Annotated in this window: 18 protein-coding genes, 3 tRNA genes and 1 pseudogene; 8 read left to right on the top strand and 14 right to left on the bottom strand. The window is 73.9% G+C overall.

The annotated features are described in order from the left end of the window. Positions 1-168: 168 nt before the first annotated feature. From RLT57_RS12600 to RLT57_RS12590, 3 genes are all read right to left on the bottom strand, one after another. A tRNA-Phe gene (locus tag RLT57_RS12600) sits at positions 169-242 on the bottom strand. A gap of 4 nt (positions 243-246) precedes the next feature. Continuing rightward, a tRNA-Asp gene (locus RLT57_RS12595) sits at positions 247-321 on the bottom strand. Between the two features lie 236 nt (positions 322-557). Next, the gene (locus RLT57_RS12590; RefSeq protein ID WP_399128550.1) at positions 558-1121 is read right to left on the bottom strand and encodes an amidohydrolase family protein; all 564 of its coding nucleotides are present in this window, start codon (positions 1119-1121) and stop codon (positions 558-560) included. 341 nt (positions 1122-1462) lie between these two features. On the opposite strand from RLT57_RS12590, the gene RLT57_RS12585 reads away from it, so the two are divergent. Together RLT57_RS12585 and RLT57_RS12580 are read left to right on the top strand one after the other, a co-directional pair. Then, a complete protein-coding gene (locus RLT57_RS12585) occupies positions 1463-1585 on the top strand; it encodes a hypothetical protein (RefSeq protein ID WP_311297484.1) in 123 nt (40 codons plus the stop codon). A 71-nt stretch (positions 1586-1656) separates the two neighbouring features. Then, complete coding sequence (locus tag RLT57_RS12580; RefSeq protein WP_311297483.1) at positions 1657-2499, top strand: PhzF family phenazine biosynthesis protein; 843 nt, start codon at positions 1657-1659, stop codon at positions 2497-2499. A 28-nt stretch (positions 2500-2527) separates the two neighbouring features. On the opposite strand, the pseudogene RLT57_RS12575 reads toward RLT57_RS12580, so the two are convergent. Continuing rightward, positions 2528-2737, bottom strand: a pseudogene (locus RLT57_RS12575) (TIGR03767 family metallophosphoesterase); the annotation flags it as partial. On the opposite strand from RLT57_RS12575, the gene RLT57_RS12570 reads away from it, so the two are divergent. Further along, positions 2697-3620 carry a tetratricopeptide repeat protein gene (locus RLT57_RS12570; RefSeq protein ID WP_311297482.1) on the top strand — a complete coding sequence of 308 codons (924 nt, stop codon included), beginning with the start codon at positions 2697-2699 and terminating at the stop codon, positions 3618-3620. The pseudogene RLT57_RS12575 and the gene RLT57_RS12570 sit on opposite strands and share 41 nt — an antisense overlap. A gap of 250 nt (positions 3621-3870) precedes the next feature. Continuing rightward, a complete protein-coding gene (locus RLT57_RS12565) occupies positions 3871-4869 on the top strand; it encodes a L,D-transpeptidase (protein ID WP_311297481.1) in 999 nt (332 codons plus the stop codon). 13 nt (positions 4870-4882) lie between these two features. Here the strand turns inward: RLT57_RS12565 and RLT57_RS12560 are convergent, their stop codons facing one another. Next, a complete protein-coding gene (locus RLT57_RS12560; protein ID WP_311297480.1) occupies positions 4883-5320 on the bottom strand; it encodes a TIGR03618 family F420-dependent PPOX class oxidoreductase in 438 nt (145 codons plus the stop codon). 237 nt (positions 5321-5557) lie between these two features. Between RLT57_RS12560 and RLT57_RS12555 the strand changes: the two genes are divergently transcribed. After that, a complete protein-coding gene (locus RLT57_RS12555; protein ID WP_311297479.1) occupies positions 5558-6673 on the top strand; it encodes an FAD-dependent oxidoreductase in 1116 nt (371 codons plus the stop codon). 17 nt (positions 6674-6690) lie between these two features. Here the strand turns inward: RLT57_RS12555 and RLT57_RS12550 are convergent, their stop codons facing one another. Next, on the bottom strand, positions 6691-7137 hold the full coding sequence (locus RLT57_RS12550; RefSeq protein ID WP_311300689.1) for a MarR family winged helix-turn-helix transcriptional regulator: 447 nt from the start codon (positions 7135-7137) through the stop codon (positions 6691-6693). A 102-nt stretch (positions 7138-7239) separates the two neighbouring features. Then, complete coding sequence (locus tag RLT57_RS12545; protein WP_311297477.1) at positions 7240-8166, bottom strand: NAD-dependent epimerase/dehydratase family protein; 927 nt, start codon at positions 8164-8166, stop codon at positions 7240-7242. A 129-nt stretch (positions 8167-8295) separates the two neighbouring features. On the opposite strand from RLT57_RS12545, the gene RLT57_RS12540 reads away from it, so the two are divergent. Next, positions 8296-9309, top strand: coding sequence for a GlxA family transcriptional regulator (locus tag RLT57_RS12540; RefSeq protein WP_311297476.1), 1014 nt, complete (start codon positions 8296-8298; stop codon positions 9307-9309). 767 nt (positions 9310-10076) lie between these two features. Here the strand turns inward: RLT57_RS12540 and pyrH are convergent. Both pyrH and RLT57_RS12530 read right to left on the bottom strand, forming a co-directional pair. After that, positions 10077-10814: a UMP kinase gene (pyrH, locus tag RLT57_RS12535; protein ID WP_311297475.1), complete on the bottom strand. Its 738-nt coding sequence runs from the start codon at positions 10812-10814 to the stop codon at positions 10077-10079. A 131-nt stretch (positions 10815-10945) separates the two neighbouring features. Continuing rightward, the gene (locus tag RLT57_RS12530) at positions 10946-12766 is read right to left on the bottom strand and encodes a hypothetical protein (RefSeq protein ID WP_311297474.1); all 1821 of its coding nucleotides are present in this window, start codon (positions 12764-12766) and stop codon (positions 10946-10948) included. A 419-nt stretch (positions 12767-13185) separates the two neighbouring features. On the opposite strand from RLT57_RS12530, the gene RLT57_RS12525 reads away from it, so the two are divergent. Continuing rightward, on the top strand, positions 13186-13332 hold the full coding sequence (locus RLT57_RS12525; protein ID WP_311297473.1) for a hypothetical protein: 147 nt from the start codon (positions 13186-13188) through the stop codon (positions 13330-13332). Positions 13333-13476: 144 nt separating this feature from the next. Here RLT57_RS12525 and RLT57_RS12520 read toward each other — a convergent pair whose 3' ends face one another. The 5 genes from RLT57_RS12520 to RLT57_RS12500 all read right to left on the bottom strand — a co-directional run bounded on the left by RLT57_RS12520 (position 13477) and on the right by RLT57_RS12500 (position 20079). Next, complete coding sequence (locus RLT57_RS12520; RefSeq protein ID WP_311297472.1) at positions 13477-15525, bottom strand: ABC transporter ATP-binding protein; 2049 nt, start codon at positions 15523-15525, stop codon at positions 13477-13479. A 72-nt stretch (positions 15526-15597) separates the two neighbouring features. Continuing rightward, positions 15598-16428: an ABC transporter permease gene (locus tag RLT57_RS12515; protein WP_399129828.1), complete on the bottom strand. Its 831-nt coding sequence runs from the start codon at positions 16426-16428 to the stop codon at positions 15598-15600. Between the two features lie 232 nt (positions 16429-16660). Beyond that, the gene (locus tag RLT57_RS12510; protein ID WP_311297470.1) at positions 16661-17614 is read right to left on the bottom strand and encodes an ABC transporter permease; all 954 of its coding nucleotides are present in this window, start codon (positions 17612-17614) and stop codon (positions 16661-16663) included. A gap of 10 nt (positions 17615-17624) precedes the next feature. Then, positions 17625-19475, bottom strand: coding sequence for a peptide ABC transporter substrate-binding protein (locus tag RLT57_RS12505; protein ID WP_311297469.1), 1851 nt, complete (start codon positions 19473-19475; stop codon positions 17625-17627). Positions 19476-20003: 528 nt separating this feature from the next. Continuing rightward, positions 20004-20079 (bottom strand) — tRNA-Glu (locus RLT57_RS12500). A 136-nt stretch (positions 20080-20215) separates the two neighbouring features. Between RLT57_RS12500 and RLT57_RS12495 the strand changes: the two genes are divergently transcribed. Next, a complete protein-coding gene (locus RLT57_RS12495) occupies positions 20216-20566 on the top strand; it encodes a metallopeptidase family protein (RefSeq protein ID WP_311297468.1) in 351 nt (116 codons plus the stop codon). The last annotated feature ends 43 nt before the right edge of the window (positions 20567-20609 follow it).

Raw genomic sequence — 20609 nt, 5'->3', positions numbered from 1 at the left:
GAACCATTTCCGCCGGGTCCGGCGCGCGGCCGGAACTTCGCGGGCCGTGCGGGGCCGGTGGAACGGGTGGGACGCGACGGGCGGGCGACGGGGCGCGGGCCGCAGGCAGGGCGGCACCGCACGGAAACGACGCAGGGCCCATCCGAGGACGGGCCCTGCGTCGTGCGGTGGCTGGGGCCGGGGTCGAACCGGCGACCTACCGCTTTTCAGGCGGTCGCTCGTACCAACTGAGCTACCCAGCCGCAGCGGTCCTGACGGGATTTGAACCCGCGGCCTCCACCTTGACAGGGTGGCGAGCACTCCAAACTGCTCCACAGGACCTTGCTTTGTGCGTCATGCTCCGCGCCTTGGCGCGAGGCAATTCTTGCACAGGATCTCGCGTGCTCCGTACCGGTATTCCGCTGCCGCGGTGTGACCGCTTGGTCACGCTCAGGCATCCGGACGTCGCTGGATCAGCGTATCAGAGTGCGTACCGGCTCCCCGACGGCCCTCACAGCGCCCGGTGGGTCCACCGGCCGGCCAGCAGGGTGCCGGCCATCGGGAGGGTACGCAGCAGGTCAGGGGTGACGGCTGCCGGGTCGTGGTCGGTGAGGATCAGGTCCGCCGGGTCGCCGACCCGGGGCAGCCGGCGCCCCCGCGCCCGCGGCGGCGAGCGCCTCCGGCAGCGTGACGGCCTGCTCGGGATGCCAGCTGGGACGTCCGTCGGCGCCGGTGCGGTGCACGGCCGCGGCGACCCCGACCCACGGGTCCAGCGGGGAGACCGGCGCGTCGGAGCCGATCTCCAGGGCGGCTCCGGCCCGCAGCAGTTCGGCGTACGCGTAGGCCCGCCCGGTACGGCCGGCCCAGTGCCGGTCGGCGACGTCGCGGTCGTCCACCGCGTGCGCCGGCTGCACGCCGAGGACGAGGCCGGGCCGCGCGAACCGGCGCAGGTCGCGGCGGGCCACCAGTTGGGCGTGTTCGATCCGGCCGGGACCGCCGACCCGGTCGAAGGCGTCCAGCGCGATGGTGTCTGCGCGGTCGCCGATCGCGTGCACGGCCGGGTGGATGCCGTGCGCGGCGGCGCGGGCCATCAGCCGGACCAGCTCGGGCCCGCCGGCCCCCAGCCGCACATCGCGCAACACCAACGACGGCGTCCCACCGGCCGGACCCGCGTGCGCGTGCGGTCTCGGGCTGTGCCCGGGGGCCGGGGAGGGGCTTGCCGTTGGGACGAGCGGTATGCGGGTCCCCGCGTCGTCCGGTAAGCCGGCGGGTGCGGGTGCGGGTGCGGGTGCGGGTGCGGGTGCGGGCGCGGCGGGCGGGCCGGTCCCGGCACCGGGGCGGACGGCGGCACCGGCGGCCGTCGCGGCCGGAACGTCTCCGCGTGCCGGAGCCGGATGTCGCAGGCCAGGGTGCCGTCGTCGTTTACCGGGAACATCGCGACCAGCCCGCCGGGCACCTCCACCGTCAGCCGCCGGGAGGGCCGGTGCTCCGGGGTGGCGACCAGGGTCACACCCCCGGCGCCCACCTGGCCGTCGAGCAGGACGGCAACGTCACCGTCGTCGCCCCCTCCGGCGCCCCCGTCCGGGCGGCCGGCACCCGGCGCTGACCGCTGCCCGAGGGCCCCCGCCCGGCGAAACGCCGTGTGGGGGCCCTTGCTTTCACGGCTAATGTTGGGACATGGACGTTCTGCGGTATGTGGCCTTCAGCGCCGACCCGGCCGGGGGGAACCCGGCCGGCGTGGTACTCGACGCGGCCGGGGCGGACGAGCCGGCGATGCTCGCGGTGGCCGCCGAGGCGGGCTACTCCGAGACGGCGTTCGTGGTGCCGAGGACGGACGGCGGGCTGGACGTGCGGTACTTCAGCCCGCTGGCGGAGGTCCCGTTCTGCGGGCACGCGACGATCGCGACGGCGGTGGCGTACGCGGAGCGCTTCGGCCCGGGGGAGTTGGCCTTCCACACCCGGGCCGGGCTGGTCCGGGTCGGGACGTCGGTCGGGCCGGACGGGCGGCTTGCCGCGGAGCTGGTGAGCGTACCGCCGAAGTCGGCACCGATCGGAGCCGCGGAGCTGGCCGAACTGCTGGGCGCGCTGCGGTGGTCGGCGGCGGACCTGGATCCGGCACTGCCGCCGCGGGCGGCGTACGCGGGGGCGTGGCATCCGGTGATCGCCGCCGGGAGCCGGGACCGGCTGGCCCGGCTGGACTACGACATGGACGTACTCGGCGCGTTGATGGCGCGGCTGGACTGGACGACGGTCGACCTGGTGTGGCGCGAGTCGGCGACGGTCTTCCACGCCCGCAACCCGTTTCCGCCCGGCGGGGTCGTGGAGGATCCCGCGACGGGCGCGGCGGCGGCGGCCTTCGGCGGCTACCTGCGGGAGTTGGGCCTGGTCGTCCCGCCGGTGACGCTGACCGTGCACCAGGGCGACGACCTGGGCCGGCCGAGCGTCATCACGGTCACCGTGCCGCCGTACCCGGACAGCGGGATCGCGGTCCTGGGCACGGCGGTCGCGCTCGGCGGATGACGTCCGGCCGGCTGTCGGCGGCTCGGACGCCGGGCTTGGCCAGCAGCAGTTCGCTGTTGTGGTCCGCGCTGCCGCCGAGCTTGGCGGCGGGCGTGGCGTAGGGGTCGTTGTAGGACAACTCCCGGTACCGCGCTGCCAGTCCGGCGTCCGAGGTGTCGCCGAAGCCGGTGGTGTAGGGGGCCGCGGACTCGATCGGGGTGGTGAAGAGGGACAGGGTGCCGTCGGCGTTGTCGGTGATCGATCTGCTCGTGGTTGTCGGTGTTGTCGCCGGTCGCCGTCACCAGCGGGAACGGCGCTCCCGTGTAGGGGCCACCGGACAGCGCGTTGACCCGGTCCACCAGCGAGGCGGCGCCGCGTACGGTCAGTGCCTCGTGCGGGCGGTGCGCGGAGTCGGCTTTCCGCCGGGCCGCGGTTCCCGCCCGGCCGCGGATCCGGCGGCCGGCCGGGCGCTCTTCCGGATGGGCGGGTACGCCGAAGCCCGGGAACTGCTCCGCCGTACCCGCGCCACACAGGTCCGGCTCTTCGGCGCCGATGATCCGGATACGCTCGACAGTGCGCAGGGCCTGCAACCCGTTTTGAACAACCTCGGCAGGCGGGAGGAAGCCCTCGTGCTCCTGCGGGTCACGGTGGCCGGCAGGGGAGCGGTGCTGAAACCTGCGCACCCGCTGACACCGCGCTCCCGGGCCGGCCTCCTCACCCTGCTGACCGGCGCCGAAATCGCCGCCGAGGAGGCCACGTTGCTGGCGCTGCCGGCGGACTGCGCGCGGTACCTCGGCCTCCGGCACCCGGTCACCGTCAGCGCCCGGCACAACCACGCCCGCGCGCTCTTCGTGCTGGGCCGTTTCGCTTCGGCCGACGAGGAGATCCGCGAGGTCGCCGAGGAGTACGAGCGGAGCTTCGGCCCCGACCACCCGACGGTTCTCGCGGCACGGCAGCTGTACGCGCAGACCCGGGCCGCGCTCGGTGACGGTGGGACCGCGACCGACCTGACGGCCGCTGTCGTCGCCCGACGAGAGCAGGGCCTGGGCCCGGACCACCCCTTTACGCTGTCGGGCCGAGCGCTGCTGACCGAGTTGCGCACCGGACGCCGGCGCCCGCCGTCGGCCCCCGGCGGGGCGTAGAGCGCGGCTGGCGCCCGGCTCCGGCAGGGGCCGCGAAGGGGCGGAGGGCCGTAACCGACCAATTCCGGTGCGTGATAGGGGTCACCGTCCGGGGTGGGGGCGGGGCTGTCAGCTGGGGGGATGACGGAGGGTGGCGGTGCGGGGCGGCAGCCTTGGCTTCCGCTTTACGGAGAACGTGCAACCGGCGAGGTCGGGGTAGACGTTGTACATGCGGAGGCGTCCGGTGAAGGCACAGGAGTGGAGCACGCGCATGAGTCGGGTCAGGACCAGCATAGGCATCGCACTGTTGGCCGGTGCGGTGCTGGCCGGCACCACCGCGTGCGGGGGGAACGACAAGAAGGCGGATCCGTCGGCGCGGGTGGCCGACGGGAAGAGTTCCTCGGTGACGGTGGGTGCGACACCCAGTCCGAAGCCGACGAAGCCGAAGCCCAAGCGGCCGGCCATGCTGCTGGACACGATCACGCCGCTGACCGGGGCGACGGTGGGGGTGGCGATGCCGATCTCGGTGGTGTTCACCGACCCGGTGGCTGCCTCGGCGCGGGCCGGCATCGAGAACCATTTGAAGGTGAGCACGTCGCAGCCGACCGTCGGAGCCTGGCACTGGTTCAGCAGCACCCGGGTCGACTTCCGGCCGCAGACGTACTGGAAGCCCGGCACGAAGGTGTCGGTCGACGCCGACATGACCGGTGTGCCGAACGGCAACGGCCGCTACGGCACGCACAGTTACCACCACTCGTTCACCATCGGCGACGACAACGAGACCATGGTGAACGCCAAGACGCACACCCTGAAGGTCTCGCACAACGGGACGGTCATCAAGACCTTCCCGATCGACGCGGGCAGCCCGACATGGCCTTCCTGGGACGGCACGATGGCCGTCATCGACAAGGCCGCCAAGGTCCGGATGACCTCGTGCAGTGTCGGCATCAGCTGCGACAAGGGCTCGCCCGACTACTACGACCTGACCCTGCCGTGGGACGTGCACCTGACCACCTCGGGCACGTACATCCACTACTCGACCGGCGACCCGTACCCCGGCCACAGCTACGGCTCGCACGGCTGCGTGCACTTGTCGATGGCCGACGCCAAGTGGTTCTACGACTTCGTGAAGCAGGGCGACCCCGTCACCATCACCGGCTCCCCGCGCGGCAAGGCGGCCGGCAGCAACGGCTACGCCGACTACAACCTGTCCTGGCCGCAGTGGCTCCAGGACAGCGGCGCCGGGCAGATCACGACGGCCGCCGTTTGACCGCGGGGCGCGGTCAGTTGCTGTAGATCCGGGCGGGAGCGATCAGCACGGCCGTACGCCGCTGCTCGGCCATCACCCGGTCGTACTCGTCCCAGTCCTCGTGCTGTCCGCCCGCCGCGGTGTAGATCTCCCGCAACAGGGTGGGCAGCGCGGCCGGTTCGAGCCAGGGCCGGGGGTCGTCGGGGCCGGCGAGTTCGGCGGGGCCCTCGACGGAGGCCCACTCCCACCCGCTGCGGAAGGTCGCGGTGAGCCGCGGCCTGGCGCGCAGGTTGGCGAGCTTCACCCTGCCGTACGTGACCAGGGCGAGCACCGGTTCACCGGTCTGCGGGTGGGGCAGCATCCCGGCGTTGACCAGGGAGTTCTGGATGGTGTGGTCGGCGCGCAGGGTGGAGACCACGGCCAGATAGTGCTGTTCCCGCCCGATGGCTACGGCTTCCTGCAAGGTCGTCATCTTCGCTCCTGTGGGACGGCGGCACGCTCGGCCGCCACGGTAGCCGGTGCGCGGGCCGGGCGGCGGTACGGCCCGCGGCCGGGTCGCCGGGCGCGCCGGTCCGGGACCGCCGCGGCGGGCGGCCGGCCCGCGCCGGAGAGGCGACCGGCGGACACCCGCCGGGTTGTAGTTCGTCATCCGAACTAATATTGTTCGCAGGGCGAACTACATCGCCAGGACACGGAATCGGGGACAGCCATGGGTCGTACCGTCGTGGTCATCGGTGGGGGGTACGGCGGCGCCGCCGTCGCCAAGGCGCTGGACGGGGAGGCGGACGTCGTCCTGGTCGAGCCCAGGGACGCGTTCGTGCACTCCGCGGGGACGCTGCGCGCGCTGGTGCGGCCGGACTGGGCGGCGAACATCTTCTTCCCGTACGACCGGCTGCTGCGGCGCGGACGGGTGGTGCGGGAGCGGGCCGTCGCGGTGGACCCGGCAGGGGTGACGCTGGGGTCGGGGGAGCGGATCGCGGCCGACTACCTGGTGCTGGCATCCGGGTCGGACTACCCGTACCCGGCCAAGACGGACACCGACTCCGCGGCCGAGGCGCTGGCGCGGCTGCGCGCCACCCACGGGGAACTGGCGGGCGCCGCACGGGTACTGATCGTCGGGGCCGGGCCGGTGGGGCTGGAACTGGCCGGCGAGATCAAGGCGGTGTGGCCGGACAAGCGGGTGACCGTGGTCGATCCCGCAGAGCGGCTCGTGCCCGCCTTCACGGCCGCGTTGCGCGCCGAACTGCACCGCCAGCTGAACGAGTTGGGCATCGACCTGCGCCTGGGAACCAGCCTCGCCGAACAACCGCCGACCGGGCCGGGCGTGGCCCGGACCTTCACCCTCGACACCGAGGGCCCCGTCGGCACCGGCGCCGCCTCAGACGGCACGATCACCGCCGACATCTGGTTCCGCTGCCATGGCGTGCGCACCAACGGCGACTACCTCGCCGACGGCAAGGTCACCACCCGCACCCCGCAGGGCCGGATCCGGGTGACCGGGACGCTCAACGTCGAGGGCCACCCGCGGATCTACGCGCTCGGCGACGTCACCGACCTCGCCGAGGCCAAGATGGCCGGGTACGCGATGCGGCACGCCGAGGTGGTGGCGGCCAACATCCTCGCCCAACTGCGGGGCGAGGAACCCGCCGCGGTCTACCAGCCGTCGCCCGTCCCCTCCATGCTGCTCCCGCTCGGCCCCAACGGCGGCGTCGGCCAGGTGCCCACGCCCGACGGGCCGTCGCTGCTGCCGGCCGAGGCGGTCGCCCGGTACAAGGGCGCGGACCTGTTCATCGGCCGGTTCGTCGAGCTGTTCGGCACCGGCTGACCCGGGAACCCGGCCCGCTACCTCGCGCGGGGCCCGTCCGCCTCGCCGAACACCACCGGCACCTTGTTGTCCAGCACCACCTGGCCGAGCAGGCCGGCCAGGTGGTCGCGGTCGGACGCGCTCAGACCGGCCGGCAGCTCGTCGATCCGCCGGCAGGTCTCCGCGTAGAACCTTCCGACGAGTTCACCACCCGTCGCGGTGAGCGCGACACGCTGCGCCCGCCCGTCGAGCGGGTCCGGCACCCGGTGGACCAGGCCGCGCTGCGCGGTCCGGTCCACCAGGCCGGTCAGGCTCGACTTCGCCAGGCCCAGGGTGGCGCCGAGTTCGCTCATCCCGTAGGGGTGGACCATCAGCACGCACAGCAACTGCCCCTGCTGCGGCGTGATCCCGTACTCCCTGGCCGCTTCCGCGTACACGGCGTTCACCAGGAACGAGGAACGCACCAGCGCGGTGACGACTCCCATCCGACCAGCCGTGTTCCCGCCCATACGGCCAGGGTACGGCAGCCGCGTGACAGGGGACACGGGCCCTGCGGGAGGCGCCTGCCCGGCGCGGCCCTGCCGGGCTCAGCGCGTGGCCCACCACTCGGTGACCATCTCGGACAGCGCCGTGTCCAGTGGGGCGGCTTGCAGGTCCAGGGACTTCTCGGTCGCCGAACTGTCTAGGTACAGGGGGCGGTCGTACAGGTAGAGCATCTCGGTGACCTCGGCCAGGCCGGGCCTGGTGCGGCCGAGCTCCTGGAGCTCGGCCGGCGGCATCCGGCGCAGTCGCGGGGCCGGTGCCGCGGCGGCGGCGGCCAGCCGGGCCGACACCTCGCGTACCGAGCCGTCCGAGACCGACGGTACGTGCCAGGCCCGGCCCCAGGAGTCGTCGTTGCCCGCGGCGGCCACCAGTGTGCGGGCCACGTCGCCGATGTGGCTCCAGCTGTGCGGGGCGTCGAGGTCGCCTGGGTAGGGGGCCGACTCGCCGGCCAGCACCATCGGCGCCGTCATCCCCGCGTACAGGGAGGTGGCTCCGGCGCCGAGGAAGTCGCTGGCGCGGACCTCGGTGACCCGCACCCGGCCGGCCGCGTAGGCGGCTTGGGCGTCGTGCCACATCGCGGCGCGCACCCTCCCCTTCTCCGAGACCGGCGCCAGCGGCAGGTCCTCGGTGATGGGGCCGTCGACCTCCCCGTAGCCGTAGATGTTGCCGAGCATGACGTAGTCGGTGCCGGTGCGGGTCGCGGCGGTCAGCAAGGCGGCGGCCAGCGGCGGCCATTCGGCGGGCCAGCGGTAGTAGGGCGGCATCGCGCAGTTGAACAGTGTGGTGGCGCCCTCGGTGAGTTCGGTGAGCCGGGCGGTGTCGTTGCCGTCGGCGGAGATCCGTTCGATCTGCGGATGGGGCGGTCCGTCGCCGCGTCGGCTGACCAGCCGGACCCGCTCACCGGCCTCGGCCAGCAGGCGGGCGGTAACCGATCCAGTGGCCCCGGCGCCGACGATGACGTGAAAGGACATGCGTACTCCCTGATTGCGGAGGTGCGTTGGGCCGCCGGGCAATGCTCCCGGTGACACACTGACTACTCTGTGCGCGCGGCGGCCGGGTAGGGTAGTGGCCCAGATGCCAAACATCTGGAGGTTCGGGCCATGCCCGTGATGTCAGAGGTACGGACGGGACGGACCGTTCGGTCCGAATCCGCCGCCCACCGGGTCGCCGTCGTCGCCGTCCCACCGGCCAACACCTTCGATCTTTCCATTCCCGAACTCGTCCTCGGACAACTGGAGGTGGTCGGCCGCCCCGGATACGAGGTACGGGTCTGCGCGGCCCGGCCCGGACCGCTGCTCACCGACGGCAGTCTCCAAGTCGGCGTCCAACACGGGTTGGAGGCCGTGGAGGACGCCGACACCGTGATCGTCACCGGCACCGGCGCCCGGGAGGAGACCGACCCGCGCGTCCTCGCGGCACTGCGGCGGGCGGCGCAGGCGGGCCGGCGGATCGCCTCGATCTGCACCGGTGCCTTCGTGCTCGCCCAGGCAGGACTGCTCGACGGGCGGGACGCGACGACGTACTGGGCCAAGTCCGAGGAGTTCCGCCGCCGCTTCCCCGCGGTGCGGCTGCGGCCCGACGTGCTGTACGTCCAGGACGGCAACGTGCTGACCTCGGCCGGAATGTCGGCCGGCATAGACCTGTGCCTGCACCTGATCCGGCTCGACTACGGGGCCACCGCGGCCAACGCCGCCGCCCGCCATGTGGTGGCGGCGCCCGTACGGCCGGGCGGGCAGGCCCAGTTCATCGAGACGCCGCTGCCGCCCGAGACGGGTACCTCGCTCGCCGGCACCCGTGCCTGGGCGCTGGAGCGGCTGCACGAACCGCTCACCCGGGCAGCGCTGGCCGAACACGCCCGCAGCAGCGTCCGCACCCTGACCCGCAGATTCCACGCGGAGACCGGCCTCAGCCCGTTGCAGTGGCTGCTGCACCAACGCCTCAACCGGGCGCAGGAGTTACTGGAGAGCACCGACCTGTCCATGGACCAGGTGGCCCGGCGCAGCGGCCTTGCCACCACCGACTCGCTGCGGCAGCACCTGTCCCGGCGTACCGGCCTCACCCCGAGCGCGTACCGGGCCGCCTTCACCCGCTCCACCGACGGCGCACCGGTCTAGCCCGGCACCGGCCGGTGCCGCCGGACCGGCCCGGGGCTCGCGGGCCCCGGGCCGGTCCGGCCGTCGCGTCATGACCGAATTCTTTCGGTTGGCCACCTGCCTCTGCGGCAGGAGAGCGCTCCCCTGTGCGGATGGTGGGCGCGCTGGCACGGCCAGGGGGAGAAGGCTGCAGCCGTTCGACAGGTGGTGGAGGGTATATGCCCAGGTCGGAAAGCTCGTTGGGGGCGAGGGGGAGCTGGCCGGCCACCAGACATGACGGCAGACCGGCCCGTGTGGTGTCAATAGGTCTGGACCAGTGGGGATCTCCCGCGTGCCGCGCCTCGGGGGAAGCCGCTCATGGCACCGGCCGGCCGCTCTGGGAGCGCTCTCGCGAAGTTCTGTCCAACACGGGGGTCCGCTGCGCGGAAGCGCCGGGCGCGGTGGGCCGGCGGCGGGGTGGGCCGGGCGGGCCCGCGGGCGGGCAAGGGGTGCGGGCGCGGGGCGCGGTCGGGCACCCTGAGGCGGGGGTCGGGAGGCGGCTCGCCAGCTTGCCGGTTTGCCGACTCTCGGACGCGGCTTGGGGCGCGGGGTTCCGGGGCGGTGGACCCGCGCATGCGTGCGGGTGCCGGGGCGCGGGGTTCTCGGACGCGGGTCCCCAGGGCGCGGGTCCCGGTGCGCGCCCCCCGAGGTGCGGTCCCGGGGGCCCGGCCCCTGGGACGCCGGTCCGCGGATACGGGCCCGCGGATACGGACCCCGGTCGTACGACGCCGGCCGCCGCCCGCGGTGCCTCACGCGTAGACGGACTGCTCCACGTACTGGTTGATCACCGTGCCGTGGTGCTCGCCCCCGCAGATGGCCGCCATCAGTCCGGGCTTCTCGATGTCGAAGACGTGCAGCGGCATGGCGTGGTCCCGGGCGAGGATGAAGGCCGACTGGTCCATCACGCGCAGCTCGTGCTCCAGCACGTCCTGGTAGGTGAGTTGCTCGTAACGGCGGGCGCCGGGGTTGGTGCGGGGGTCGCTGTCGTAGACGCCGTCGACGCCGTGCTTGGCCACGAGTATCCCGTCGGCGCCGATTTCCAGGGCCCGTTGGACGCTCGGGTAGTCGGTGGTGAGGAAGGGCTGGCCGTTGCCGCTGGCGAGGATGACCACCGCGCCCTTCTCCAGGTGGTGCATCGCGCGTAGCCGGATGTACCGCTCGGCCACCGCGTCGATCGGCACGGCGGTCATCACCCGGACGTTCTCCTGGCCGAGGGCGGTCAGTTTGCCGCGCAGCAGAAGGCTGTTGATGACGGTGCCCATCATGCCGATGTTGTCCGCCTCGACCCGGTCGATGCCCCAGGTCTCCGAGCGGTTGCCGCGGAAGACGTTGCCGCCGCCGACCACGATCGCGACCTCGATGCCGAGCTTCCGCACGGCGACGACCTCCGACGCCAGGTGGTGCAGGGCGTCCGCGCTGAACCCGTACTCGTCCTGCCCGGCGATGGCGCGTCCGCTGAGCTTGATGACGATGCGCTTGAAGGCCATGAACTCTCCTCAGAACAGGGGCGGTTGAGGTCCCCCGCGACCCGTGTCCGAGCGTAGTGGGGTCCGGTGGGTGCCGCGGACCGGCCGTGGCCGCGGCGGGGTTCCGGCGCCGGCCGGAAGCGGTGGCTCCGCTACGGACCGGGTCGGCCGCGCGGCGGCGGTGCCACATAGCCGTGGTAGCCGGGGAAGGCGGCGGAGTCCGGAAGCGGCACGACACGCCAGGCGCGCGCGTACGCCGGCGGCCGGCCGTGGCGGGGCACGAGGACGGCGACCGCGCCGGTGCGGGCGGCCGCGGCCAGACCGGCCGGGGTGATGCTGCCGTCCGGGCCGCCGACCTGCCGGGAGGCGCAGCCGGTGTAAAAGGCCACGGGCACGGCGTGGTCCCCGCTCAGCACGCACGGCGGGCGGAGGCCCGCGGTGTGCAGGCGGGTGGCAACGGCGTCGTAGGCGCCGCGCATGGCGCGGTTGGCGCGGACGTCGGTCAGCGCGGTGCTCAGCTGGATCGCGACGTGACCGCAGAGCGCGGCAGCCACCACCGTGGTCAGCAGCGGGCGCGCCAGCCCGGCACGGGCGGTGAGCAGCGCCCACAGGCAGGAGGCGACGGGCGGCGCCAGCAGCGCGTAGCTCGGCAGCAGGAAGCGCGGTGCCGCGTAGCCGATCAGGAACAGGTACGGCACGGCCAGCGAGGACGCCACCAGCACGGCAGCCGGCCCCACGCCCCGCCCTCGGTCCCGCTCCCGCCCCCGCCCTCGGTCCCGCTCCCGCTCCCGCCCCCGCCCTCGGTCCCGCTCCCGCTCCCGCCCCTGCTCCCGGGCCGCCGCCCCGGCGCCCTCCACGTCCCCGGCCCCGGTCCGCGGCGGACCGAACCACCCCCCGGAGCGGCCCTGTTGCGGCAAGGGGGTACGGCCCGGCGGACGGTGGTCCGGTGTCCCGGGCCGGTCGCGGGCGGCGGGCGTGTCGCCGGCGGCCTGCCGCCGGAGGCCGAACCGCCGCTGTGGAAGCGACCCTTGGCCCGGCCGCCCGCGGCCTCCGTGCGGCGGGGGCCGGTCGCCCGTCGCGAGGAGGCCGCCGGCGGCGAGGACGGGGAGGGCGAACCACCAGGCGGAGGTGGCACGATGGTGCCAGGGGATGTCGCAGGGGCGGCACAGGGTGCGGCCGTCGAGCGCTCTGATCTGGTCGTCGACGGCGAAGTTCCAGCCGGTGCCGCCCTGGATGGCGCTCGCGCGGTGAAGCCGCTCGGCGAGGCCGCCGTAGCGGACGTACGCCTCGACGACCCACTCCCCGCAGCCGAGTACCGCCCCGGTGGCGAGCGCGGCCCACACCAGCGGGCGGCGCGCGCCCGGGACGGCCGCGGAGAGGACGCCCAGCGGCAGCACCAGCCAGACGGCGTCCGGCGGTCGCATCAGCCCGGTGACCGTGACGGCGAGTGCCAGCCCGAGCGGCGCGGACCGGTCGGTACGGTCCCGGGCCGCCCGCAGGAAGCAGCCGACGGCCGCCAACCCCCCGTACGCGCTCCACAGGTTGGGCATCACCTGCGGTCCGTAGTAGAGGCTGACCCACAGCGTGCCGAACAGCCCGCCCGCCAGCGCGAGTACGGGCGGCGGCAGCAGCGACCGCCAGGCCCGCAAGGCGAGATACAGCCCCGCGCCCGACAGCACCGCCAGCCACACCCGCAGGGCCGCCGTGGAAGCCGTCCACTCGGCGACCGGCGCCGCGAGGAAGGAGACGCCGCGGGCCCGCGGCGCGCTGAAGAAGGCAGCCGGCACCGAGCCGCTCACCTGGCTGGTGTAGACGGTCTCGTCCCAGCCCAGCCCGCTGCCGGGAACCACCAGCACCAGCTGGACCAGCGAGAACGCCGCGCAGACCGCAGCCGCCCACGGCACGGTCCGCCGCCGGGCCGGGACGACCGGCGGGACGGCTGCGTGGGCGGTTTCAGCGGTTTTATCGGACATGAGGCGTTTCCAGCCTAGTCGGCCCTCCCGCAGCTTTCGCCGCGGCACGCGGCGCGGTCGCCTGCGGCGCCTGCGGGCGCGGGGCGCCCGGAGCGGGTCTCTGCGGGCCGAGATCTGGCCTGTCGGCCGGCCGCCCGGGGCTTTCGGCGCGGATACGGTGGCGCCCGGCCGTACGGTCGCCTGCGGCGCAGTGGGCGCGGGGCGCCCGGGGCCTGGGGGTGGGTCTGCGCCGGGTGGCGGCTCAGCCCCCGGCTCCCCCACCCGGGAGCGCGGGGCGCGTCGCTGTCCGATCCACCGGCCTTCGCCGTCGGCCCCCCCACCCTCGGCTGTCCGGTCTGCCCCCGGCCCTGCCCCCGGCCCTGGTCCCGGCCCCAGGCCGGGCCCCCGCTTTCCCCGCCGGGCAGGCCCCCGCTCGATGGTTGTCCGGGCAAGCAGTCCGAAGAGACGCCGCCGCCGGCCACGACCGCCTCCAGTCCCCCTGCGACGCCCTGCTGCTCGCCGCGCCCGACGACGCCGCCGCCACCGACGACCGCACCCAGCTGCTGGCGGAGCTGACCCCCGCGTAGGCGCCGCGTCGGCGCGGCCGGGGTGGTGCGGCCGGGGCGCGGCGCGCGGACGGACCGCCCGCTTTCCGTACCCGCCTCCGCCGGGCCGCCTTCCCGGCCGGGCCGCCGGAGGGCCGGTCGGGCCGGTCAGCCCCGGAGGGCCGGTCAGCCCCGGGCGGGCGGCCGCGGCGGGTCGGGCAGCGGCCGCTGGAGCGGGAAGTGGCACGCCGCGGTGTGGCCGGGGCCGAAGGAGCGCAGCGCCGGCACCTCCTCGGCGCAGCGCTCGCGGGCCAGCGGGCAGCGGGTGCGGAAGCGGCAGCCGGAGGGCGGGGCCGCCGGGCTGGGCAGCTCGCCGCTGACCCCGGTGCCGGCCTTGGCCCGCTCCGCCGCCGGGTCCGGGACCGGCACCGCCCTCAACAGGCCGCTGGTGTACGGGTGCGCGGCCCGCAGGTGGATGTCGTCGGCGCTGCCGACCTCGACCAGCCGGCCCAGGTACATCACCCCGATCCGGTCGGCGATGTAGCGGACCACGGCGAGGTCGTGCGAGATGACGACGTACGACAGCCGGTGCGACGCCTGCAGCCGCTTCATGAGGTTGAGCACCTGGGCCCGTACCGACACGTCCAGCGCGGAGACCGGCTCGTCGGCGACGATCAGTTTCGGGGTGAGGGCCAGGGCGCGGGCCAGGCCCACGCGCTGCCGCTGGCCGCCGGAGAACTCGTGCGGGAACAGCTCCGCGCCGCGTTCGGGCAGGCCGACCTCGGTGAGCAGCTCGGCGACGCGGGCCTTCTGCTCGCGGGGGGTGCCGATGCCCTGGATCCGCAGCGGTTCGCGCAGGATGCCGCCGACCCGCATCCGGGGGTCCAGCGAGGAGAACGGGTCCTGGAAGACCATCTGGAGGTCGCGGCGGCGTCGGCGCAGCTCCCGGCCGCGCAGGACGCCGAGGTCGGTGCCGTCCAGCGCGACCGTGCCGGAGTCCGGCCGGTCCAGGCCGACCAGCAGCCGGCCGAGGGTGGTCTTGCCGCAGCCGGACTCGCCGACCAGGCCGAAGGTCTCGCCGTGGCCGAGGGTGAAGGACACGTCGGAGACGGCGTGCACGACCGCTCTGCCGCGGCCGGGCAGTCGGCCGCCGCGGACCGGGAACTCCCGCACCAGGCCGCGCGCTTCCAGCAGCGGCCCGCTCGGCACCGGCTCCGGCTCGGCGGCCGGGCGCGGTACGGCGGCGGTGGCGCCGCGAGGCAGCGGCCCGTCGGTCGGGTGCCAGCAGGCGTACCGGTGTTCGGGCGGACCGGTCAGCTCCGGCTCCTCGGTCCGGCACCGCTCGGTTGCGTACGAGCAGCGGGCGGCGAACCGGCAGCCGGCCGGCGGGGCGACGAGGTCCGGCGGCAGCCCCGGGATGGTGGGCAGCTGCCGCGCCGGGTCCTGGGCCAGCTGGGGCACGGACGCCAGCAGGCTCTGGGTGTACGGGTGCCGCATGCCGCCGAAGAGCCGGTCGGTGCCGGTGCTCTCGGCGATCCGGCCGGCGTACATGACGTTGACGCGGTCGGCGTGGCCCGCCGTGACGCCCATGTCGTGCGTGATGAGGATCATCGCCATGCCCAGCCGGGCGCGCAGGTCGGCGAGCAGGGCGAGGATCTGCGCCTGGATGGTGACGTCCAGGGCGGTGGTGGGTTCGTCGGCGATCAGCACCCGGGGCTCGTTGACGAGCGCCATGGCGATCAGCACCCGCTGCCGCAGGCCCCCGGACAGCTGGTGCGGGTAGTCCTTCAGCCGCTCGCGGGGGTGCGGCAGGCCGACCAGGCCGAGCACCTCGGCGGCCCGCTCGGCCGCCTGGGCGCGGGTGCGGCCCTGGTGCAGCAGGGCGGGCTCCGCGACCTGGTGGCCGATGGTCTTGGTGGGGTCCAGGGAGGTCATCGGGTCCTGGAAGACCATGGCGATGTCGTTGCCGCGCACCTGCCGCAGCTCCCGCTCCGGCAGCCCGACCAGCTCGCGCCCGTCCAGCCGCACCGACGAGCCCGCCAGCAGCGTGCCGCCGGGCGGCAGCAGTCCCATGAGCGACAGCCCGGTCATCGACTTGCCGCTGCCGGACTCGCCGACCAGGCCCAGCGTCTCGCCGGCCGCCAGTGTGAACGACACGTCGTCCACCGCCCGTACGACGCCGCGGCCGGTCCTGACGCGGGTGGTGAGGTGGTGCACCTCAAGCAGGTCGGGCATGCCGCTCCTCGGCTTCCTCGCCCGCGCCGCGCCCGCCGGCCCGCCCCGGCACGGGGGCGGGCCGGGGTGCGGTCACCGGCGTTGCAGGCGGACGTCCAGCGCGTCGTTGACGGCGTCGCCGATCAGGTTGAAGGCCACGACGGTGACGATCAGGATCACCGCGGGCGGGTACACCAGCCACCAGTAGCCGTCGTACAGGTAGTCCAGGCCCTTGGAGAGCATGGTGCCCCAGTCGGCGTGCGGGGGCGGCAGGCCGAGGCCGAGGAAGCTGAGCGTGGACAGGGTGAGGATCGCGTCGGCGACGGTGAAGGTGGCGCTGACGATGATGACGCCGGCCGCGTTCGGCACCAGGTGCCGCACCACGACGAGCCGCCCGGTGCCGCCCATCATCCGCGCCGCCTGGACGTACTCCCGGGTCCGCAGCGTCAGCACCTCGCCTCTGACCAGGCGGGCCGCGGTGAGCCAGGACAGCAGCGACAGCAGCACCACGATCAGCCACAGCGACGGGGTGAACATGCTGACCAGGATCAGCAGCAGCACCAGGCCGGGGATGGCGAGGAAGGTGTCGACGGCCCGCATCATGACCGCGTCGACGATGCCTCCGACGTAGCCCGCGAAAGCGCCGTAGAGGGTGCCGACGACGGTCGTGGCGAGGGCCACCGCGAGGCCGAGTTCGAGGGAGGACCGCCCGCCGGTCATCAGCCGCCCCAGCACGTCGTACCCGGAGGCGTCGGTGCCGAGCGGGTGGCCGCCGCCGGGCGGCAGTTCGCCGAGGTCCAGGTGCACGGTGACCTGGTCGGTCCGGTACAGCAGCGGTCCGACGAAGCAGAACGCGGCGACCGCCGCGACGATGCCCATCCCGACCAGCGCCCGGCGGTTGCGCAGGAACGCGGCGGCCGGCAGCCGGCCGGAGGCCCGCCCGGAGGCGAGCCGGCCGGCTTCCGGCGGGCGGGGGGTTTCGGGTGGACCGGTGGTTTCGGGTGGACCGGTGGTCTCGGGTGGACCGGTGGTCTCGGGTGGGCGGGCGGCTTCCGGCGGGCGGCCGGGAGCGGGCGGACCGGGCGGCACGGGGGGCCCGGCGGCCGGTCCGTGCGGTCCCGGCCGCCCGGACGGGCCGGACGTGACCGGGCCGGGGTCAGGCGCGGTCATAGCGGATCCGTGGGTCGAGGAGGCTGTAGGCGATGTCGGCGAGCAGGCTGCCGGCGACGGTGGCCACGCCGACCACCAGCGTCGAGCCGAGCAGCACCGGATAGTCTTTGCTGGTGGCGGCCTGGTAGAACAGCAGCCCCATCCCCGGGTAGTTGAACACCGACTCGGCGATCACCGCGCCGCTGACGATGCCCGGCGCGGACAGCCCGAGCACGGTGATCACCGGCAGCAGGGAGTTGCGCAGCACGTGCCGCCGCAGCACCTGCCGGCCGGACAGCCCCTTGGCCGCGGCCACCAGCACGTAGTCCTGGGCGAGGGTGGTGATCGCCGAGGCCCGCATGTACCGGCTGAAGCCGGCCACGCTGACCAGGGACAGCGTGACCACCGGCAGCACCAGGGCGCGCGGGTCGGCCAGGATGCCGGCCACCGACTCGGCCTGCGGCGCCTGGGAGGGCAGCAGGTGGAGCTGCACCGAGAAGAGTGCCACCAGCAGCAGCGCGAAGAAGAAGTCCGGCATCGAGTACAGCACGAAGGACACGACGGTCAGCACGTGGTCCGCGGCCCGCCCCCGCCGTACCGCCTGGTAGACGCCCATCGGCAGGGCGACCGCGAGCGCCACCGCGGTGGACAGCCCGAGCAGCACGGCGTCGCGCGGCAGCCGCTGGGCGAGCAGCGTGGACACCGGCTGGTGCAGCGAGTACGACGTGCCGAAGTCGCCCTCGGCCGCCTGCTTCACGAAGGTGGCGAACTGCGCCGCCAACGGCCGGTTGAGGCCGTTGGCGGCGTTGAAGACCGCGATCCGCTCGGAGTTGGCCTTGGTGCCGAGCGTGGCCCGCGCGGCGCTGCCCGGTTCCAGGTGGATCAGCGCGAACGTCACGATCATGACGCCGAGCACCACCACGATCGCCTGGCCGGTCCGCCGCAGGAGGTAGGCCGTCACCGGGTGCTCGTCATGAGGTGTAGTACCAGTCCTCGAAGTTGAGGCCGCCGGAGAACGGGTTGAGCGGCACGACGCCTTGCAGCTTCGTCCGGTAGACCAGGATGCTGCTGCGCAACGGCACCCAAAGCCAGGGCAGTTGGCGAGCCGCGTAGTCCTCGTAGGCGGCGAACGCCTCGTGCGAGGAGCCGTACTCGGTGGCCTTGACCAGCCGGTCCATCGTCGGGTCGGAGTAGCCGCCGAGGTTGCCGGAGCCGCCGGTGTCGAAGAACCCGGCACCGTTCGGGTAGAGCGGGTACGGCTCGTAGCCGAAACTCGCCAGCTGCCAGCCGCAGGTGGCCGCCGGGTGGGACGTGGCGGTGCAGGTGCCCAGCGTGCTGATCAGCGTGTTGAACGGCTCCGCCTTGAGGTTGACGGTGATCCCGGCCTGGGCTTCGGAGGACTTGATGGCGGCGTTCTGCTCGTCGGTGGTGGCCCGGCCGGAGGAGTAGAGCAGCTGGAAGGTCAGCGGCTGGCCGGCCTTGATCCCCGCGCCGCACCGCCCGGCGCCGGTCCCCGGGCTCTGGCACGTCGTCGTACCGCCCGGCGTCACCTTCCAGCCGTGGCTCCGCAGAAGGGACTTCGCCTTGTCCGGCGCGTACGGGTACGGGCCGCCCGCCTTCTCCAGCGGCGTCGCCCACGTCTCGGTGGCCTTGACCGGTACCGGGCCGTTGCCCGGGTCCGCGTAGCCGTTGTAGACCTTGGAGACGATCTGCGGCCGGTTGATCAGGTACTGCAGCGCCTGGCGGACGTAGAGCTGGCGCAGCACCGGTCCGAGGGCGGCGTTGTACAGGTTCGGCACGATCTCGGCCACGCCGGGGATGGGCACGCTGGCGATCGAGTACCCGCTGGAGCGCAGCGCCTCCGCCTGCTTGATGTCGTTCAGCGGCAGACCGGCGACATCGAGCGAACTGCCGGAGCGCAGGGCGTTGATCTCCGGGGTGTCGGTGGTGAACGGTGCCACGACGAGCTTGTCGAGGGCCGGTTTCGCCGGACCGGAGTACGCGGTGTTGGGCACGTAGCTGTAGTAGCCGTTGCTCCGGAACTCCGACAGCTTCCAGGGCCCGTCGACCACCTGCCACAGCGGATTGGAGGCGAACCCGCTGATCTTGGCGCCCTGTTGCTGCAGGAAGGCGTACACCGCCTTCGCGCCCGCGGTGGTCGTGTCGTGGTCGCCGACCGGCCCGGCGGCCGAGGTCTTGTCCCAGGCGTGCTGGGGCAGCAGCGGAATGGTGCTGAGCACGTCGTCGGTGTAAAAGTCCGGGTTGTACGCCGTGGTGAGGTCCAGCACCACCGTGTGCGCGTCGGGCGTGGTCACCTTCGCGACGTCCTCGGGGAAGAGCCCCGGCAGGTGCGCCGCCCAGTTGGTGGCGTTCGCCTTCAGCAGGTTGTAGACGAAGGTGAAGTCCCGGCTGGTGACCGGCTGTCCGTCGGACCAGTTCCAGGACTTGAGGTGGATGGTCAGCCGCTTGTCGCCGTTGGTGTAGTCCAGCGAGGTGAACAGGCTCTTGTCCTTGTTCACCACCGACTCGGCGCCGTCCCCCGCGTACACCAGGAACGGCCACAGCCCTTGGGTGAGGTTGACGTTGTAGCCGTTCTGGTTGGTCGCCGGGACCAGCGGGAAGATGAAGTCGGGCGTCGCGGACACCGCGGCGATGGTGACCGTCCCGCCCTTCTTCACCGGGCCGGCGGACGCGGTGGCACTCTCGCCGTCGGCGATCTTCCCGTGGCCGCCACCGCCGCCGGAGCACGCCACCGCGGCCATGGCCAGCGCCAGCGCGACGGCGGCACCCCTCGTTCGTCGGATCACCCGCATGCGTGTCATCGCTCTCCCAGTCCTCCGCCACGGCAGCCGCCGCCCTCGGAACACCGGAACCGGTCATTCCCGCCCGCACCGCGCAATCATGGCAGGGGCACGACAATCTTGGTCCCAGAGCTCCATCCCAGCCACACGGATCTACCCCGGCCCCACCCCTCCAATGCGCCGGTTGCCCCCTGTTCCGGACACCTGCCGGTCGGAGCACGTTCCGTGAGCAACACCAGCATGGTCACCGATTGTTGCGCCGGCACTGCGGCAACATGTCGCCCCTTCCGCCCCACCGGCCAGCGCAGCCACACCCGCCTCGGCGGGGTCGGGAGGCGGGTCGGAGGTCGGGGGCGGGCGGCGCCGTGGGAGGCCGGGGGCCCGGGTGGCCTGTGCGGCGGGGCACGACACGGGCGCGGGGCGCCTGCCGGGGGCGGCGGAACCGGGCGGTCCCGCGGGACGGCCGAACGCTTCGGCGGGTCCTGAGGCGCGGGGCGGGCCGTGCCCGGCGCGGACCGGCTGCGGGGCGGCTCGGCGCCGCGGACGCTGTGGTACCCCCAACGGGATTCGAACCCGTGCTACCGCCTTGAAAGGGCGGCGTCCTGGGCCACTAGACGATGAGGGCGAGATGGCCGTCCGTGGGCGCCGTCGGCGCACTTCGGGGACGGTGAGCAGCATAGGGGATCGGTCGGGTGATCGCCAAAACGGTTTCGCGGCGCCGGGGAGGGGGCGCGGAGCGGCCGGGCCGGGACAATGGGGGAGTGCTGGAGATGACCCGCGAGGAGTTCGAGGAACTGGTCGGCGAGGCGCTGGACCGGATCCCCACCGACCTGACCCGCCTGATGGACAACGTGGCCGTCTTCGTCGAGGACGAGCCGCCGCCCGGCACGCCCGACCTGCTCGGACTGTACGAGGGGACGCCGCTGACCGAGCGCGGTGAGTGGTACGCCGGGGTGCTGCCGGACCGGATCACCGTCTACCGCGGCCCCACCCTGCGGATGTGCGCCACCCGGCAGGAGGCCGTCGCCGAGACGGAGATCACCGTCGTCCACGAGATCGCCCACCACTTCGGCATCGACGACGAACGGCTGCACGCGCTCGGCTACGGGTGAGGCGGGCGGGCGTACGCTCCCGGGCTGGTGGCTGGTGGCTGGT

This window comes from Streptomyces sp. ITFR-21 (genome assembly GCF_031844685.1).
Taxonomy (GTDB): Bacteria; Actinomycetota; Actinomycetes; order Streptomycetales; family Streptomycetaceae; genus Actinacidiphila.
The sequence above is the reverse complement of the archived record's forward strand: the minus strand, read 5'-3'. Positions and strand labels throughout refer to the sequence as shown.

What these genes read in the sequence shown, in the direction of transcription:
- RLT57_RS12550 (WP_311300689.1), bottom strand. Translation starts at nt 7,137, where the DNA reads ATGGGAGTCGTCACCGCGCTGGTGCGTTCCTCGTTCCTGGTGAACGCC.
- RLT57_RS12580 (WP_311297483.1), top strand. Translation starts at nt 1,657, where the DNA reads ATGGACGTTCTGCGGTATGTGGCCTTCAGCGCCGACCCGGCCGGGGGG.
- RLT57_RS12545 (WP_311297477.1), bottom strand. Translation starts at nt 8,166, where the DNA reads ATGTCCTTTCACGTCATCGTCGGCGCCGGGGCCACTGGATCGGTTACC.
- RLT57_RS12555 (WP_311297479.1), top strand. Translation starts at nt 5,558, where the DNA reads ATGGGTCGTACCGTCGTGGTCATCGGTGGGGGGTACGGCGGCGCCGCC.
- RLT57_RS12560 (WP_311297480.1), bottom strand. Translation starts at nt 5,320, where the DNA reads ATGACGACCTTGCAGGAAGCCGTAGCCATCGGGCGGGAACAGCACTAT.
- RLT57_RS12565 (WP_311297481.1), top strand. Translation starts at nt 3,871, where the DNA reads ATGAGTCGGGTCAGGACCAGCATAGGCATCGCACTGTTGGCCGGTGCG.
- RLT57_RS12520 (WP_311297472.1), bottom strand. Translation starts at nt 15,525, where the DNA reads ATGCCCGACCTGCTTGAGGTGCACCACCTCACCACCCGCGTCAGGACC.
- pyrH (WP_311297475.1), bottom strand. Translation starts at nt 10,814, where the DNA reads ATGGCCTTCAAGCGCATCGTCATCAAGCTCAGCGGACGCGCCATCGCC.
- RLT57_RS12540 (WP_311297476.1), top strand. Translation starts at nt 8,296, where the DNA reads ATGCCCGTGATGTCAGAGGTACGGACGGGACGGACCGTTCGGTCCGAA.
- RLT57_RS12505 (WP_311297469.1), bottom strand. Translation starts at nt 19,475, where the DNA reads ATGACACGCATGCGGGTGATCCGACGAACGAGGGGTGCCGCCGTCGCG.
- RLT57_RS12530 (WP_311297474.1), bottom strand. Translation starts at nt 12,766, where the DNA reads ATGTCCGATAAAACCGCTGAAACCGCCCACGCAGCCGTCCCGCCGGTC.